The 16909-nt window shown below is 57.6% G+C and carries 17 protein-coding genes, 1 tRNA gene and 1 other RNA gene; 15 read left to right on the top strand and 4 right to left on the bottom strand.

Going from position 1 to position 16909, the window contains the following annotated elements:
- Nucleotides 1-415 precede the first annotated feature (415 nt).
- From terL to N5D22_RS07595, 11 genes are all read left to right on the top strand, one after another.
- Nucleotides 416-2113 (top strand): phage terminase large subunit, encoded by a 1698-nt coding sequence (terL, locus tag N5D22_RS07645; protein WP_279658765.1) that lies wholly within the window; start codon nt 416-418, stop codon nt 2111-2113.
- Between the two features lie 227 nt (nt 2114-2340).
- Nucleotides 2341-2760, top strand: coding sequence for a hypothetical protein (locus tag N5D22_RS07640; RefSeq protein WP_279658766.1), 420 nt, complete (start codon nt 2341-2343; stop codon nt 2758-2760).
- A gap of 432 nt (nt 2761-3192) precedes the next feature.
- A complete protein-coding gene (locus N5D22_RS07635; RefSeq protein WP_279658767.1) occupies nt 3193-3435 on the top strand; it encodes a hypothetical protein in 243 nt (80 codons plus the stop codon).
- 322 nt (nt 3436-3757) lie between these two features.
- Complete coding sequence (locus tag N5D22_RS07630) at nt 3758-3943, top strand: hypothetical protein (protein ID WP_279658768.1); 186 nt, start codon at nt 3758-3760, stop codon at nt 3941-3943.
- 340 nt (nt 3944-4283) lie between these two features.
- Complete coding sequence (locus tag N5D22_RS07625) at nt 4284-4892, top strand: antirestriction protein ArdA (protein WP_279658769.1); 609 nt, start codon at nt 4284-4286, stop codon at nt 4890-4892.
- Nucleotides 4893-5089: 197 nt separating this feature from the next.
- On the top strand, nt 5090-5296 hold the full coding sequence (locus N5D22_RS07620; RefSeq protein WP_279658770.1) for a hypothetical protein: 207 nt from the start codon (nt 5090-5092) through the stop codon (nt 5294-5296).
- Nucleotides 5297-5503: a hypothetical protein gene (locus tag N5D22_RS07615; RefSeq protein ID WP_279658771.1), complete on the top strand. Its 207-nt coding sequence runs from the start codon at nt 5297-5299 to the stop codon at nt 5501-5503.
- A gap of 10 nt (nt 5504-5513) precedes the next feature.
- Nucleotides 5514-5581: hammerhead ribozyme type II (locus N5D22_RS07610), an RNA gene on the top strand.
- A gap of 10 nt (nt 5582-5591) precedes the next feature.
- Entirely contained in the window at nt 5592-5744 is a 153-nt protein-coding gene (locus N5D22_RS07605) for a hypothetical protein (RefSeq protein ID WP_279658772.1), read from the top strand.
- Nucleotides 5745-6098, top strand: a complete 354-nt coding sequence (locus N5D22_RS07600; RefSeq protein ID WP_279658773.1) for a hypothetical protein — start codon at nt 5745-5747, stop codon at nt 6096-6098.
- A gap of 674 nt (nt 6099-6772) precedes the next feature.
- Nucleotides 6773-7135, top strand: coding sequence for a MarR family winged helix-turn-helix transcriptional regulator (locus tag N5D22_RS07595; protein WP_065656124.1), 363 nt, complete (start codon nt 6773-6775; stop codon nt 7133-7135).
- A 13-nt stretch (nt 7136-7148) separates the two neighbouring features.
- Here the strand turns inward: N5D22_RS07595 and N5D22_RS07590 are convergent.
- A tRNA-Leu gene (locus N5D22_RS07590) sits at nt 7149-7233 on the bottom strand.
- Between the two features lie 16 nt (nt 7234-7249).
- Between N5D22_RS07590 and N5D22_RS07585 the strand changes: the two genes are divergently transcribed.
- The 4 genes from N5D22_RS07585 to N5D22_RS07570 all read left to right on the top strand — a co-directional run bounded on the left by N5D22_RS07585 (nt 7250) and on the right by N5D22_RS07570 (nt 11807).
- Nucleotides 7250-8266 (top strand): site-specific integrase, encoded by a 1017-nt coding sequence (locus tag N5D22_RS07585; RefSeq protein WP_279658774.1) that lies wholly within the window; start codon nt 7250-7252, stop codon nt 8264-8266.
- A 406-nt stretch (nt 8267-8672) separates the two neighbouring features.
- Nucleotides 8673-10151 carry a trigger factor gene (gene tig, locus N5D22_RS07580; RefSeq protein WP_279658775.1) on the top strand — a complete coding sequence of 493 codons (1479 nt, stop codon included), beginning with the start codon at nt 8673-8675 and terminating at the stop codon, nt 10149-10151.
- Between the two features lie 213 nt (nt 10152-10364).
- A complete protein-coding gene (locus N5D22_RS07575; protein WP_279658793.1) occupies nt 10365-10901 on the top strand; it encodes an AAA family ATPase in 537 nt (178 codons plus the stop codon).
- A gap of 255 nt (nt 10902-11156) precedes the next feature.
- The gene (locus N5D22_RS07570) at nt 11157-11807 is read left to right on the top strand and encodes a hypothetical protein (RefSeq protein WP_279658776.1); all 651 of its coding nucleotides are present in this window, start codon (nt 11157-11159) and stop codon (nt 11805-11807) included.
- 267 nt (nt 11808-12074) lie between these two features.
- On the opposite strand, the gene sthA is transcribed toward N5D22_RS07570, so the two are convergent.
- From sthA to N5D22_RS07555, 3 genes are all read right to left on the bottom strand, one after another.
- Nucleotides 12075-13478, bottom strand: coding sequence for a Si-specific NAD(P)(+) transhydrogenase (sthA, locus tag N5D22_RS07565; protein ID WP_279658777.1), 1404 nt, complete (start codon nt 13476-13478; stop codon nt 12075-12077).
- A 737-nt stretch (nt 13479-14215) separates the two neighbouring features.
- Nucleotides 14216-14749 (bottom strand): DUF1003 domain-containing protein, encoded by a 534-nt coding sequence (locus tag N5D22_RS07560; RefSeq protein WP_279658778.1) that lies wholly within the window; start codon nt 14747-14749, stop codon nt 14216-14218.
- A 116-nt stretch (nt 14750-14865) separates the two neighbouring features.
- On the bottom strand, nt 14866-16806 hold the full coding sequence (locus N5D22_RS07555) for an LTA synthase family protein (RefSeq protein ID WP_279658779.1): 1941 nt from the start codon (nt 16804-16806) through the stop codon (nt 14866-14868).
- Nucleotides 16807-16909 lie beyond the last annotated feature (103 nt).

Here is a 16909-nt window from a genome sequence, read left to right as displayed (position 1 = left end):
GCTTCCAAATGATGTGAACGCCTCTAGGGTCAGGATCGAAAAACTCTAGCTCGATCTTCATGTCCGTGCCTTGGCAGCCTGTGCATCTGAACTTCAAGCTCCACGGGCTTTTGTTCCATCCTTTGTTCGCGGCGAGATCACGCGCAAGGAAGCGTCCTTCGCGTTTGCATCCCCGACAGTGAACCACAATCACCATTCGGTGACGTGCTGCCTCTTCTAATGTTCTCAAGCTTCCAGCCATGCGCCCATGATTGGAACAGAATGAGAACATCGTCAAGCAACTCCCGCTAGACTTCACGTTTCCAACAACTCCCCAAAGGCGCATAACGCAGCCTCCACGCTCGCTAGGCAGGTCTCGGCATAATCGCTGAGCCTGCCTTTTTGTTTGCGTCTACGGGCCTCCCAAGGGCCGTTAATGGCAATTCTAAATCCCCCCGGAAACCACAAGGCCGCTCCCAAGCAGGCCACCATCGACCCGCTGAAGGCAGACTTCCGAAACTTCCTCTTTGTGGTCTGGAAGCACCTCAACCTTCCCGTTCCGACAGCCGTTCAATACGACATCGGTTACTACCTCCACCACGGCCCCAAGCGCTGTGTGATCGAAGCCTTCCGAGGCGTGGGTAAGTCCTACGTCACCTCGGCCTTCGTGGTCTGGCTTCTCTACTGTAACCCGCAGCTCAACATTCTCGTGGTCTCGGCCTCCAAAGACCGCTCCGACCAGTTCTCCAGCTTCACCAAGCGCCTCATCGCAGAGATGCCGATCTTGGCTCACCTACGCGCTCGCCCCGGCCAGCGTGATTCGATGGTGGCCTTTGACGTTGGCCCCGCGAGGAACTCGCACTCTCCTTCGATCAAGTCAGTGGGTATCACAGGCCAGCTCGCCGGTTCGCGTGCTGACATCATCATCGCGGATGACGTTGAGGTTCCCAACAACTCCATGACGCAGCTCCAGCGCGACCAGCTCTCCGAGCGCGTGAAGGAGTTCGACGCTATCCTGAAGCCGCTCCCTACGAGCCGCATTATTTACCTCGGCACCCCGCAAACCGAGATGAGCCTTTACAACCGCCTCCCTGAGCGCGGCTATGAAATCCGCGTATGGCCTGCACGTGTCCCTAACGACATCGAGCGCTATCGCGGCGGTCTCTCTGATTTCGTCATGAAGATGATCGAGGCAGGCGCTCAGGCCCGCGATCCAGTCGATCCCGCACGCTTTGCGGAACAAGACCTTATCGAGCGTGAAGCCTCCTATGGCCGCTCGGGGTTCGCCCTCCAGTTCATGCTCGACACTTCGTTGAGCGATCAGGACAAGTACCCGCTCAAGCTCTCCGATCTCATCGTAAGCTCTCTCGATCCGCGCATGGCCCCGGCTAAGCTGGTGTGGTGCAACGACCCTGAGAAGATCATCTCCGATCTCCCGAGCGTGGGCCTTCAGGGTGACCGTCTCCATCGTCCTATGTGGACCTCGAACGAGATGGCGGAATACTCCGGCTCGGTCATGGCAATTGACCCCTCCGGTAAGGGAGGTGACGAGACGGCCTATGCCATCGTCAAAATCCTTCACGGCAACCTCTTCCTAGTCGCGTCAGGCGGCTTCAAGGAGGGTTATGCGGAAACCACGCTGAAGGCTCTCGCCACACTCGGCAAGGTCCATAACGTCAACCGCGTGATCGTCGAAGCGAACTTCGGTGATGGCATGTTCACGCAGCTCCTGAAGCCTGTCTTCACCCGCGTTCATCCGGTCACCATCGAAGAGGTCAAGCACTCCACACAGAAGGAGCGCCGCATCTGCGATGTTCTGGAGCCTGTGTTGAACCAGCACCGCCTTGTGGTCGATAGCGCGGTCGTTAAGCGTGACTTCGAGGCTGAGCCTCACAGGCAGCTTTTCTACCAGCTTACGCGCATCACACGCGACCGGGGCGCACTGATCAATGACGACCGCCTCGATGCCCTGGCTATCGCTGTCACCTACTGGGTGGAGCATATGGCCCGAGACACCGACAAGGCGGCTGAAGACCACAGAGCTGAGATGCTGAAGCGCGAGCTTGAGAGCTTCTCGGAGACCGTCTTCGGAAGGACCAACGATGACAACCTGAGATGGTTCAACATCGGTTGAAGACCAACCCTTAATTACCCCATCCTTTAGGAGAGAATACTAAAGGGGAGGAGGGGGAGACTGATGAAAAAGAGTTTCCCTCCGAATGATCTTTAGGATGGATGGAGGTGGAAGAAACCCCCATCCACCTCCTTGATCCCCAAAAGAAACCTTAAGGTAACCTATAGGGGGCTTGAGGGCGATTCCCCGGTTGTGTATTCGTGATTACTCAATCAAGGGGGTACTTCATGAAACTCATCCGCGTGGCCGCCGCCACAGCCATTCTCGCTGCGCTCGCTGGCTGTGTTACTTCAGAGCAAATAGACGCTGGAGCTAACACCTTTAAGGGGCAGCATTACCAGACAGCATTCAAGCGACTAGGCTTCCCCGACCAAGAGAGGAAGATAGCAGGCCATACCGTTTATAGCTGGCTGAACCAGAACTCAGGCTCCTATACGGTACCGACCTACAACACCGCCACGACCTACGTAGGCGGGCAGGCGATCTACACGCAGGTTCAAGGCACGACGACCGAGAGCTACGACTACCATTGTAAGCTCGACCTTGTGGTGGATAGCAAAGGTATCGTGATCGAGACCAAGGTAGACGGCAACATTGGGGGCTGCGAACGCTACGCTGCTCTCGCCCCCAAGAAGGCCACCAAATGAGCCAGGAGTACGGACCTAACAAGACCGAGTTCCAAGGTCAGTGGTTTCTCTGGCTGGCCGTAGGTGTTGGTCTGGGCCTCGCTATAGGGGCCATGATGTGGGCCTGAAGGCTCCCCAAATGTTTGGCCTAAAAATTTCTGAGGTCAGATCAGAATAACAGCCGCGCCAAATCCCCCCGCTGCCCCTCCTCGACGAGCCTTTCCGGGCCTCTGGGGCAGCCTCAATGCCACATGATGGTGACACATGATGGCTAACGTATTGAAATCATTGCGCATCGCATTAGATGATCGATCTAAAGATAAGCCTATGTGGCACCGCTAGGGCAGGCTTGGGGGCCTGAGGCTGGCTTGTGTCGTTGCTTTTGTTTGCCTCTTTTTCATGGGGTGTATTATGCTTTTTCGTGGCCCCTCAACTACACCATAAGGACACGTCATGCGCTCCTCTACTGGCCCAGATAGCAAGCTCCCTAGCTTCACCGTGGCCGACAAGGAAGGGAACAACGCTAGGATAGTGGTGATCAACCCGCTAAACGTGATCGCTGTTGAGGAAGTCCCAGAACAGCCGGGAAGGGTGAATATCGTGTTGAATGGCGGTATCGTCTACCATGCCATCCTTGAGACCGTGGACGAAGTGAATGAACAGCTTGGCGATTGGCTGGAGCGTTACCGCACCTAAACGACACCTCATCCTGTCACAAATCGCCTTGGCATAATGCCTTTTCGACCCTCCTAACGTGACACATAGGCAGCCTTAGCGGCCATCGATCGTAAAAAGATCGAATCAAAATCAATGGCTTATCAAATAATTCACTGGTAAGTAGGTTCCAATGGTTGCCAATCAATCCGCATGTGAATACATTGCCCTCACCAAATCGGAGACGAGGCGGGGCTGACCTACGGGGCAGGGTTCTTTGACAATTGAATAGGTACGGGGTTGTTGCTGCCCCGCTGATGAGGCCAAGCATGGCCGAAACCATCCATCCGTGAATGAGGTAATCATGACCGAAGCCGATATCATGCATGAAGCCGGGAACTACTGGGTAGGCCGTGAACGGGACAGCTACACGGTTTACAAGATCGGGGCCACTCACAGCGTCAGCGATAGCGCATACGCCAAGACGCCTAACGGCCTCTCAATCGCGATTGCCCGCTGCGACTATCTGGCTAAGCGCGCCCAATCGTAACCACTCGTGAATACCTTGGCGGGGCGTCCAGTCCCGCTCAAGCCTACCATTGAGGGCAGCCTAAGCGCTGCCTTGAGTGGTGCGCTTGCTGGCCGTGACGAACGGCCCATGAATGCCCGCACTCGGAAGCCTCGACGATACAGGGGCAACGCTGGAGGAATTGCCATGACAACATGGTCAATCACCCTTCGCTGGAAAACGAAAAAGGCCACGGTGTCGCTTACCGTGACCCTTTATCTAGCCCTCTAGTGAAGGGGCGGGAGGCTTTCGGGCTTCCCGCTTCAGCATCCTAATCAAACCCAAACCTGCCCGCAAGGGGCGTCTAGTGAAGGAGATAGAGATGCGTTTCTATGCCGCTTGTCTGGCGAGTTATAACAATGGCGTGCTGCACGGTCGGTGGATCGATGCGAGTTCTGATGCTGACGAGATGCAGGAAGAGGTTTCCGCCATGCTGCGAGAAAGCCGCTTCCCTAACGTCATGGTGGAATGCACCGTCTGCGAGGGTAAAGGTTACACCGCTGCCGTGATTGATGACCGCTGCGGGCGCTGCAACTGCACTGGTAAGGTGCCAAGCGCCGAAGAATGGGCCATCCACGATTACGAGGGTCTACCGTCCTCTCTGGGCGAATATCCCGGCCTTGATAAAATTGCCGCGTTTGTCGTGCTTGCCGAAGAACACAGCATGAGCGGCGAAGATATAGCCGCCATCGTCTCGCATTTTGGTTCGGTCGAATACGCTGCGGACGAGTTGGAAAACAACTTCATGGGCGTCTATGAGAGCTTCCGCGCCTATGCCGAAGAAACGGCAGACGAGATGCTGCGCGCTCACGATATCAAAGACGATCACCCGCTTGCCCAGTATTTCGACTACGAGGCATATGCCCGCGACCTGACGCACGAAGCAAGCGCTGTCGAGCTTGACGATGGCGTGGCGGTTTTCTGCGCCTGAACGTACTCACAGGTGGATCAAATGCATCAAGATATCTTCGTCAACATCCTCCTCGGGTGGGCGCTCATCGTCTTCGCCTGCGCCTGCTGGCTCAACCGCAATCCCCTCTGAACACGCCGAAACAGGCTCTTCCCGGGCCTGTCGCGGGCCTTGGCATGGCTCGCCTGATGATGGCTGCCGGAATGAAAGGAAATGGCATGAGGAAGTATTACACATTGGCCGTCCGCATTGATGGCCGGTGGTCGCCCGAGTTCGGGGATTACAATCGGGAATGCGTTCAGGTCGAGCTTGCGGGCTATCTCGATAGCGGCGCTTGGAAGCGAAAAGACCTCAAGATTGTCACGACTGCCGACAATCAGGCGGCCATAGACGCGGCCATTCGCAAGCTGAACAAGGAGGCGTGAATGGCTTTGGAGAAATACGCCAAATTCACCGCTCACAAGCATGAGGACTATCAGCGCCGCTTCTGGCTGGAACTCACTCTCGGGGGTGATGGTCAACCGGAACGTTCCCGGTGCGTGGGCGATGTCCTCACTAAGTCCCAGTGCTACGACCGCGAACGAGCGGCAGCAGCGGCCCTTATTCTGGCTGGCTACGCAATCACTGCATGACCCTTCAACACGCCGAAACAGGCTCTCTCGGGCCTGTCCCATGGGCTGGCATCCCGTGGCTGATGATGGCTGCCTAAAGGAGGCTTGAATGACGACCGACCGAGTAGACGCCCGGGCAATGGCGGCAATTGAGGGACGCGACCTGATCGACGGGAGAGGGCGCAACTATGGACGACCGGCAAGCCGGGACCAAGCCGCAGCGGGACCGACAAGGGCCGATGCACTGGCGAAGGAGGCGTGAATGGCCCAGACCTTGACCCTCGACCATGCCCATACAGCCCTTTGCATCTGGGAAGCTTGGCTGGAGACAGACACGGAAACCGCATGGACCGAATACCGGGACAATCGCGGGGCCGTCCATTCCCGCTATGCCTGCCTCCACATGGCTTCCCAGATCGAAGCTGTTTGGGCAGCCCTAAGCGAAGAGGTGACGGACAGCTTGTGCTTTGACTGGGAATTTGTCCCGTCGATGCTGAGCTATTTCAGCTTCTCGAAATTCACAGAATACCCAGAACTTGTGCGGCCAGCGGTTGAAATTGCCGCTGAGTTTGCCGGGACGCTCAGCACTGGGCAGCCCACGCCTGAAACCACCTGATGAGGCCAGAAGGCCGAAACCTAGGGGGCAAATATTATAAGCCCCCGATGGTCGTGGTGTATCCACAGTAATTCACAGCCTTTGTCAACAATTAGCCATATTGTCGGCCAAGCGCTGATTTGCAGCATGACTAACCGTCTGTTTCTACTTCGTTTTTGGTAATGACTACCAGCCTTCGGCCATCAAGTCCGACTCAAAGAAGATATGCGGTGATGCATAGCAGCTATGCGCGTTTGTTAATTCGAGTTCTGCGAACCCAGAAACCAAACGTTAAAAAAGTCTAACAAGACCATACGCATGGGGCCGCTATGACAATGATTTGATGGGTATTTAAGCCATAAAACCATCCACGAGTGGTTGAATTTCAACTTGCACGGTATGGCGGGCTAGGGGTATAGCCAAGGGGTCTTGTAAAACGTGAACAAGACGAGAACATCGGACGAGGTGAACAGAGTGCGTTTTTTCAAGAAAACAAAGCGTTTTGAGGTGTATGTGGAGGTTAATTCATCCCGCATCTTAACTCACTTTTTCGATTACCGCCGCCAAGGCTCGGAAGTTGAGATTTGGGTAGGTCGGTGCTACTTCGCGTTGCACGTTGTCAAAACCTAATCACGGGTGTATGAGTTCCTCGCGTACTCCGGCCCGTGGTGGGTCGATCAAGAGGAACTTTGACTATGCCTAGAACAATCTTTTCTCGCCTTTCAGCGGTGCTTGGAGAGGTGAGACAGCTTCAAGACGGCAAAGCAGGCATATCGGTGCAGGCCCTTGAGGTTTTCACCTGCATAGCCGCGAAGGAGGGCATTTCCTCATCCGAGCTTAGAAAGAATACCGGCATTCCTCAGCCCTCAGTGAGCCGCGCCTTAGGCGATCTCGGAGACTGGGCTGGTCGGCGTGGTGCTGAAGGTCTCAAGCTTATCAGAACTGAGCGTGACCCCTTAGATCAGCGCAACGTTGTTTGTTTCCTGACACCAACAGGAAAACTCTTAGCTGCCCGCATAGAGCAGCTAATGGGTGCCACCAATTCGGAGGTAGACTGAATTGCTTAGAAAGTGGTGCCCAGTGAGGGACTCGAACCCCCACGCCTCTCAGCGACGGTACCTAAAACCGTTGCGTCTACCAATTCCGCCAACTGGGCAACGAAAGGAAGTGCGATGCCAGTTAAACCACGCGGGGCCTCTTGGCAAGCCGCTGTTTCATGGAAAGGACAGCGCGTAAGAAAGGATTTCCCGACGAAGCATGAGGCCGAGATTTGGGAAGCCAAAACGAAAGCCGCTCTAATGTCCGGTGAATATGAGGTCGGAGTGAAATCGACCGAGCCGGAAATGACCCTCCAAGACCTCTTCGATTTAGTTGTGGAAACACGATGGAGAGGAACCAAGGCAGAGAAGACCTCAACTCTCAATGGTCGCCACGTAATCGAGATTTTGGGGCCTCAGCGTCCCGTCAAAAGTCTCTGCTACGAGGACACCTTGAAGATCAAGAAAGAGGTCGCGGCATGGAAGCGCTCAGACGCCACCATCAACCGCAAGCTCGCCGCCTTCTCGACGATGTGCAAGGAAGCCTTCAATTTGAAGAAGCTCGACAACCTCTTCCCGGTCGGCCTGATTAAGGAGCGGCAATGCCGCGTCAGGTTCTACGGTGACGAGGAACTGAACGCCATGCTGAAGTGGTGCGAGGATCGAGCCGAAGACGAACTGAGGGACTACATTATCATATCGCTCGATACAGGCTTCCGTCAGGGGGAGGTGTTGAAGATCACCAAGAGGGACGCTGAACAGGCCGATCTCTGGACCTACGACACCAAGGCCGGGAACAATCGTGACGTTCCCCTCACAGACCGCGCCAAGGAAATCCTCAAGCGCCGCTCGAAGCCCCTCAATGATCCAGATGCCAAGCTGTTCACTCACAAGCCGCAATGGTACCGCGATCACTGGAAGCAGATGCAAAGCGATCTCAAGATGACAGATGATCGCAACTACGTGCCACATGTCCTGCGACACACGTTCGTCACGAATATGCTCCTCGTGGCCGACATTCGCACGGTCCAAGAACTCGCGGGCCACAAGCGCATCGAAACCACGCAGCGCTATGCCCATACATCTGCTGAGCGCAAACGTCTTGCCATTCAGCGCATGTCAGAGTATCAGGGGGCCGAAACGCAGGCGTGACACATGACACATTGTGCCATTTCAGCGTGACACAAGTGTAAGTATAGAGATCGAGGCGAAAGCTAACAGATTGAATTTACTGCATGTTTGTGGGCAGTATAGGGCGTGAGTTAGATTTAGGTACCAACGCTTCGGCGTGGGAGTTCGAGTCTCTCTACCCGCACCACAAGCAAGGCATGGCTGCGCCACGCTTGCGCCAGAGTGCATCTTTATAGGATGCGGGGAGCTTCGGGGTTCATTTCTCCCCTTTGGTCTTTTTCTCCGGTGCAGGCTAAATGGTGTCCGGCAGGCGCTTGTGTAAAGAAATAAGGGAAGCCACGGCCGGGCAACGATGTTTCCGGCGCAGTGCTCGAAAGTAAACCAACGGCTGTCTGAGCACCGCCGCCATGATGTGAAGGTTAGGAAAATGCAGGTTATCGAAACGCTCGCTGAAGGGCTGAAGCGCGAACTCAAGGTCGTTATTCCGGCCGCCGACATGAAGGCCCGTCTGGACGAGCGCCTGGTTGACGCCAAGGACAAGGTTCGCATCAACGGTTTCCGTCCCGGCAAGGTGCCGATGGGCCACCTGAAGAAGATGTATGGCAAGTCCATCATGGCCGACCTCGTCAACGAGCTGGTTCGTGAAAAGCCTTCCGAAATCCTTTCCAGCCGCGGCGAGAAGTCTGCGACGCAGCCTGCTATCTCGATGACCGAAGACGAGCAGGAAGCCGAAAAGATCCTGTCGGCCGAATCCGATTTCGAATTCACCGTTGCTTACGAAATCATTCCGGCCATCGAACTGAAGGCCAATGACGGCATCAAGGTTACCCGCGAAGTTGTTGAAGTCTCCGAAGACGAAATCAACGAGCAGATCCTCAAGATCGCCGAAAGCGCCCGTACCTTTGAGCCCAAGAAGGGCAAGGCCGCCGATGGCGACCGCGTCACCATGAACTATCTCGGCAAGGTTGACGGCGTTGCCTTCGACGGCGGCGCTGCTGAAGATGCCGAGCTGGTTCTCGGTTCGGGCCGCTTCATCCCCGGCTTCGAAGACCAGCTGGTCGGCGTCAAGGCCGGCGATGAAAAGACCATCACCGTGACCTTCCCGGCCGATTACCCGGCTGCGAACCTCGCCGGCAAGGACGCCACCTTCGACATCACCGTCAAGGAAGTCGCTGCTGCCGCTGCCGTTGAAATCAACGACGAACTGGCCGAGAAGCTCGGTCTCGAATCGGCTGAAAAGCTGAAGGAAATCGTTAAGGGCCAGATCGAAAGCCAGTACGGCAACGTCACCCGCCAGAAGGTCAAGCGTCAGATTCTCGACCAGCTGGACGAAATGTACAAGTTCGACACGCCGGCTGGCCTCGTCGATGCCGAGTTCGACAACATCTGGCGTCAGATCAACACCGATCTCGCCCAGTCGGGCAAGACCTTCGCTGACGAAGACACGACCGAAGAAGAAGCCCGCGAAGAATATCGCAAGCTGGCTGAACGCCGCGTCCGTCTTGGCCTCGTTCTCTCCGAAATCGGCGAAAAGGCCGGCGTTGAAGTGACCGAAGAAGAAATGCAGCGCGCGCTGTTCCAGCAGCTGCAGCAGTTCCCGGGCCAGCAGAAGGAAATCCTCGATTTCTTCCGCAACACCCCCGGCGCTTCCGCTTCGCTGCGCGCTCCGATCTTCGAAGAAAAGGTCATCGACAAGCTGCTTTCCGAAATCTCGGTAACGGACAAGACCGTTTCCAAGGAAGAGATTCTGGCTGACGACGCCGAAGAAGCGACGGAAACCAAGAAGAAGGCCCCGGCCAAGAAAAAGGCTGCTGCCAAGGCTGACGACGCCGCTGAAGGCGAAGAAGCCGCTCCGAAGAAGAAGGCTCCGGCCAAGAAGAAGGCCGCTGAAGGCGACGCCGAATAATCTTCTTCAGTGCAAGCTGATTGAACAAAGGGCCGTAGCGAAAGCTGCGGCCTTTTGGTTTTGGGTATCCGGTTTACGGGCGGTATTGCCCACCCGGTTCGGACTTTTGACATCGTTGCGTTATTCTGGATCGCTATAATTAGAGATCGTGGCGGCAGAACCGAAGGTGTAGACAAATCGCCGCGAGGCTGCTGAATGTTGAAGGGCCGTGCCATGGGCGTCAGAAACTATTTGATCGAGGGTGTTTCCGGTACCGGTAAAACTTCGGTGGCAACGGAACTCCAGCGGCGTGGTTATCATGTCATCCACGGCGACCGTGAACTTGCCTACAAGGGCGATCCTGAAACAGGCGTGCCGCTCGCTCTCCCCCTGTTTCAAGACGATGGGAATATTGCCTTACGACACCGGCATCATCTTTGGGATGTCGAAAAAGTGCAGGAGCTTGCGGCAGATCGAAGTCACGTAGTCACCTTCTTCTGCGGCGGATCGCGGAATTTTCGGCGTTTCATAGACCGCTTCGATCAGGTCTTCGTTCTGGATGTCGACGCCGCGACCTTACGACGACGGCTGATGGAGAGGGCCGAGGACGAGTTCGGTGGAAAATCGGCCGAAGGTGAATTTGTCCTGCAACTCCATGCGACGAAAGAGGACCTTCCCGTTAAAGCGACGGTCATTGATTCATCGAGATCCTTGGACACGGTGGTCGATGATATTCTGGCCCGCTGCGTTGACCCAGCTTTAGGAAACTAGCAGCGCGGGGCGCTTCCGTACCTTCGTTTCGATCACAATGCAGTGCAGCATGATTTTTTGCTGCATCTGCTCTTGTTCATCTCCCGTTCATCTGGCACCCTGCGCAGCATGATTTGCCCTGGCCGCTGCATGCGGTCGTTCGGGCATTATGTGCCGCTCTTGCGCGGCCTTATCGCTGCCAAACCATTGGCCTTAAGCTTTTACCGAGCCTGCCGGGTTCTCCCGGTGCGCCCTTAATTTGCCAGGGGACAAGATATGTCGCCACGAATGGGTTCCGCCCTTTTCATCGCTCTTTATGCCCTGGCGGGAACTGCCGCCCATGCCGACGAGCCGGAACTCATCTGGAAGCCGGTCAAGAATTCCGACCGGTCCTATACCGCCCGTATCGGCGCAAAACTGCCGGTCGATACGCCGATCCGGGCGGGGCTGGAAATGGGCATGAGCGCTTCGAAGACGGGGCAGGTGGTGGATGCGCCGGTGCGCCTGTGGGGCAATGTCACGCTGCTGGCCGAACAATTGCCAGGCGTCTCGCTTGCGCGCGATGTTGGTGTGATCGTCAATGCGTTGACGGGGTCGAGCAGCGTTTCCGTGACTTCGCAGCAGAAGCGCATCGTCACGCCGGAACTGGATATCGAGGCGAACCGCAATTTCACCGTGCGTTACGATGGCACGGCGCAGCAATGGAACGGGCTGGATGTGTCGCAGTCGCTGCGCCTTTCCCGTTCGGAAACCGGCACGGCCTTCATCCTGACGGGGGCGAGCCGCAACAGCTTCAACGAGTTCAGCAGCGGTGTCGCGGTGGAGCAGAAACTGGGCGATCACCTGACTGTGCGGGGGACGCTCGATCAGGGTTATGCGGATCATTTCCGGCCGGGGGTAAGTGCGCGGTATAGCATTCGGTGGTGAGTGCGGTTCCGCGCGCAGCGGGGTGTCTGAAAACTCGGCGTCATCCTCGGGCTTGACCCGAGGATCCATGGTGCACCGGATTGTGGATCCTCGGGTCAAGCCCGAGGATGACGACGGAGAGGTCTGGTATCTCCGCAGCGGGAAGACGCTTTTCGACCCAAGGACTTGGACTGGCTGGACGCCGCATCAAACGCGCGTTGGCGAGGAGGGGAGGCTATGACTTGCAAAAGCTCGCATGGCATTTGGCAGTTCCGCCGAATACTCCGCTCAATCCTTCTTGATCTCACCCATACGGTTCCATGCATCGAGCCCCGCAATCTTGTAAGCCTCGGCAAGCGTCGGATAGTTGAACGTATTCTCGACGAAATATTCAACCGTGCCTTTCAGGTTCAGCACCGCCTGGCCGATATGCACCAGTTCGGTCGCGCCTTCGCCGACGATATGGACGCCGAGCAGGCGGCGGGTTTTCAGCGAGAAGATCATCTTCAACAGCCCGCTGTCGAGGCCCATGATGTGGCCGCGCGAGGTTTCGCGGAAATGGGCGATGCCGCATTCATAGGGAATGCCGCGTTCGATGACTTCTTCTTCCGTCAGGCCGCAGGTGGAGATCTCAGGCACGGCATAGATGCCATAGGGGAAGAACTGCGGCGGTTCGCCGGCCGGTGCGCCGACGGCGTGGCGGGCGGCGATGCGGCCCTGTTCCATGGAGGTGGAGGCAAGGCTCGGGAAACCGATGATGTCGCCGGCGGCATAGATGTTCGGCACCGAGGTCTGGAAGGTTTCGGGATCGACCTTCAGGCGGCCGCGGCTGTCGGCCTCCAGCCCGCAGGCCGAAAGGTTGAGCGTATCGGTGGCTCCGACGCGGCCGGCGGCAAACAGCACCGTCTCGGCCTTCAGCACGCGGCCATTGCCGAGCGAGACCAGGCATTTGCCGCTTTCGTCGCGCTCCACCTTTTCCGCCTTCTGGCCGAAGATCAGCTTCATGTTGCGGTCGCGCAGCTGGTAGGCGAAATCCTCGACGATTTCCTTGTCGATGAATTCCAGCATGGTTTCGCGCGGCTCCACCACCGTCACCTGCGTGTCGAGCGCGCTGAAGATCGTGGCATATTCGATGCCGATGACGCCGGCGCCGACCACGATCATCGAGCGCGGCAGTTCCTTGATCTCGAGAATCTCGTCCGAATCGAGCACCGCCTCGCCATCGAAGGGGATATGCGGCGGCCGGTAGGGGCGGGTGCCGATGGTCAGCAGGATGGAGGTGGCGGTGACGGTCATGATCTCGCCGTCGCTCTTCACCACTTTCATGGTGTTGGCGTCGATGAAGCTCGCCGTGCCGCGAATGTGCTGCACGCGGTTGCGGGCGAACTGGTGTTCCAGCACTTCCACTTCGTGATCCAGCGTGATGAGCAGGCGACGGCGCAGGTCTTCCGCATCGATCTCCTGCTTGACGCGATAGGCGCGGCCGTAAAAGCCACGCTCGCGCCAGCCGGTGAGGTTGAGCGCGGTTTCGCGCAGGGTCTTGGATGGAATGGTGCCGGTGTGCACCGAAACGCCGCCGACGCGGCTGCCCTTCTCGATGACCAGAACCTTTTTTTCGAGCTTGGCGGCCTGAATGGCGGCCCGTCTTCCCGCCGGACCGCTGCCGACAACAATCAGATCGAACTGGTGCATGAAAAACCCCGGAATAGAATGCATTGCAATGACCGGATGTCGCATCCGGCGTGGCGTCGCCGCGAAATGGTCGTGATGCCATTTTGACGATGGGGAGTGATTCCCCTTCAGCCTTGCCCGCAAGAGTGCAATGCAACAAACGCCTGCGTCAATCTGTAGCGCAAGAATCTGACGGATTCGTAACTGGGGTGAATTTCGACTTGGCTAGGAGCGCGGGGCTTTACCCCCCTCTGCCCTGCCGGGCATCTCCCCCACAAGGGGGGAGATCGGCAAGACGCATCTTTATTGCTTCAATCTCAAGCTTCGTGTCGGACGAGACCGTGCCGCAGATCGATCTCCCCCCTTGTGGGGGAGATGCCCGGCAGGGCAGAGGGGGGTAAGCCCCACGCACTTTCGGTTTCTTGGGAATGGAAACGCCCTAAACCCCCAACAGCTTCATCCCGCCCGGCGTTGCCGGTCGGGGATACTCAGGGTGCATCGGGCGATTGCCCGGCTGCGCTTCGGTTGAGGTTGGTGTGGGTCGGATGCGTTGCGCAGCCGGGTCTTTCACCATGCCGTATCTCGCAAAGGGCCGTGCACGGCCTTTTGCGAAATGGTCCTTTCCACGAACGTTGCCAGCGTTCCACCACCAGGACCGTCCCTCGGTTTCCGCCACGTCTGGCGTCCACCCGGCGGGACTGCGTTTAATCTAACAGCGCGTCGCGGGGTGGGGAAAAGCGGGGATGAATTTTCCGGCGTCAGTCTTCCTTGCGGGTGACATGGCGGTGAAGTGCCGCAAGGTCCTGACGGAGTGCGGCCAGTTCGGCCAGCACTTTCACATCGATCTTTTCATGCAGGGAAAGAACCTCAAGCTCGGCCTTCAGGTTCACCTCGTAGTCCTTGGCGGCCTCGAAACGGTCACGGGCGGCCTGACGGTTCTGCGACATCATGATAATCGGCGCCTGAATGGCCGCCAGCATGGAAAGCAGCAGGTTGAGGAAGATGAAGGGGTAGGGATCGAAGGCGCCGGTCGTCAGGATGATGGTGTTGATGACAGCCCAGAAAATCAGGAAAAAGCAGAAAGCGAGGATGAAACCCCAGGAGCCGCCGACCTTGGCGATATTATCCGCCAGCCTGTCGCCGAAACTGGCGCCGGCGGAAAATTCCGCGTTGATATCGCTCGAAACCAGCTTCTTCTGGTGCGACAGCTCGAGGATGCGCCGCTCCACCTCGCCGATTTCACGGGAGGAACGCTTGAAATGCGAAATGATGTAGTCGGAGATATCTGGCACGGTGTTTCTCCGGTGCTGATGGGGCGATGCGGATGTTTCCCGAGATAAACCCGCATGGCGGTGGAATTCAAACGATTTCCGCCGCCATGCGGTTCAGGCGTCCCCGCCGAAAAACATCAGACCGATGGCGCGCCCTCGTGCAGCCAGTTGAAACCGGGGAAGAAGCGCTCGCGACCGTATTGCTGGCCGAACATCATGTCGAATTGCAGCAGGCGGTAGTCGCGCACCACGTCGGGAACGGCATTGGGCGCTATAGACCAGTCGGGCAGGGCCTTGCCGTCGGTCGTCACCAGCATATGCCGGTCGATGACGGAAAAGGCCTGCTGCACTTCGCCCAGCGTGCCGGTATAGAAAGGATCGGAGAAGCCCGCGGTCTTCAGCACGTGATAGGGGAGAAGCGCCGGGCTGACGGTGCCGATATTCTTGCGCACGCCCTTTTTCGAGGACCAGACGACGAGCGGCGTCTCGTGTTCCTTCTTCATCACCTCAAGCGGCGCGCGGCGGCTGGCCACCATGCCCGGCATGTAGCCGCTTTCCACGAAGGTCTGGCCGAGCGGCGGCAGGTGATCGCCGAAGAGGACGATGATGGTTTCACGGTCGCGCTTCTTGGCCCAGCGCATCAGTTTCAGAAGAGCCTCGTCGGCCTCCACCACCCCTTGCGAATAGGTCGCGAGCGCCTGTGATGCCGAAGGAGAAAGATCGCCTTCCACGCCGACGGTATCGGCGGCATAACGGCCCGCCTCGTAGGGACCATGTCCCTGAAGGGTGACGGCGAAGAGGAAGAGCGGGTTCTGCGCCTTTTCGGCCGTCGCCATGATCTCGTCCATCAGCGCATCGTCGGAGGCGAAGTTGCCGCGTTTTTCCATGGCCGGCAGCGTCTCTTCGGAGCGGAATTCCTCGAAGCCGAAATTCCTGTAGACCTGCTTGCGGTTCCAGAACCATTCCTGGAAAGGGTGCATGGCGATGGCGGAATAACCTTCACCACGGAAGAAGCTGGCGAGCGACGGCACCGGGCGGCGGATATATTGCTGATAGGGAATGCTGCCATAGGGCAGGAAGGCGTTGGAAAAGCCGGTCAGCGCCTCGAATTCCACATTCGCCGTCATGCCGCCGAATTCCGGGGAAAAGACATTGCCGGATTGTTTGGCGCGGATCGTCGGCATGGGATCGGCGGAGAGCTTCACATTTTCCAGTCGCGTCGGATCCCACAGCGATTCGCTCATCAGCATGATGACATCGGGGTAATCGCCCTTGTTGGCGGCGAAGGCGGCGGGTTCGGATGTCAGGTCGGCAATGGTGTTTTCGCCGTAACCCTGCGGCGCCGAGACATTGGCCATCGGAATATTGAAGGCAAAGGCCATCAGGAAGCCGTTATGGCGGTAATTTTCCTGCTGATCCCACATCATGGGAATGATGTTGAGGCGATCGCGCAGCCAGGAATAATGCGAATAATCCATCAGCGAGGCGAGGCCGGCAAGAAGCGGCAGCGCCACCACCAGTCCTGCTGCGCGTTCGCGCCAGCGCAGGACGGGTGAATGGCGGCGCGCCAGCAGCCATAACGCCACAAGCGCGGCAATGGTGGCGCAGATGCCGAGCCCCAACAGCACGGCTGTCATGGGCTGCGCCTTCAGCATGGTGGGCAAAAGCTCAAGGATTTGCCGGCCGAACAAAAGGTCGGATGGGTAGAGCGGATCGGAGAGATAGGTCTGTTTCTGCGCGGAAATCAGCCCGGTCAGCGCGCAGAGCGGCGCAACCGCGATCAGCGACAGGTAACGCCGGCCAAGGAGCGCATCGAGTGCGACGAGAAGGGCGAGCACGGCGGCAATGGTGGTCATGCCGGGGCGGGCGGAGGAGGTGAGGAAGGCGCCGATATCATGGAGCGAACCACGGGCGATCCATTCCAGCGCCACGACCAGCATGACGGAGGCGACCGTCAGATTGGCAAGCGGATAGGCGATGCCCGAAAGCTTGGAAAGGCTCCTTGTCCATGCAGGCGAAAAGACGAAACCAGCCTTTTCGGAAGCCGTTGTTTTTGGCGCCGAATCTCTCAAACCCATACTCCGGTATTGCAGGCGGCACGGCCGATCCGGGGAGATGAATCGGGTGTCGCAAAAGTGTCATGTAACTGTCACATAAGCGCGATGAACGCGACATGAACTT

Origin of the sequence: Agrobacterium sp. GD03872 (assembly GCF_029840625.1) — a bacterium.
Taxonomy (GTDB): domain Bacteria; phylum Pseudomonadota; class Alphaproteobacteria; order Rhizobiales; family Rhizobiaceae; genus Agrobacterium; species Agrobacterium fabrum_A.
The sequence above is the reverse complement of the archived record's forward strand: the minus strand, read 5'-3'. Positions and strand labels throughout refer to the sequence as shown.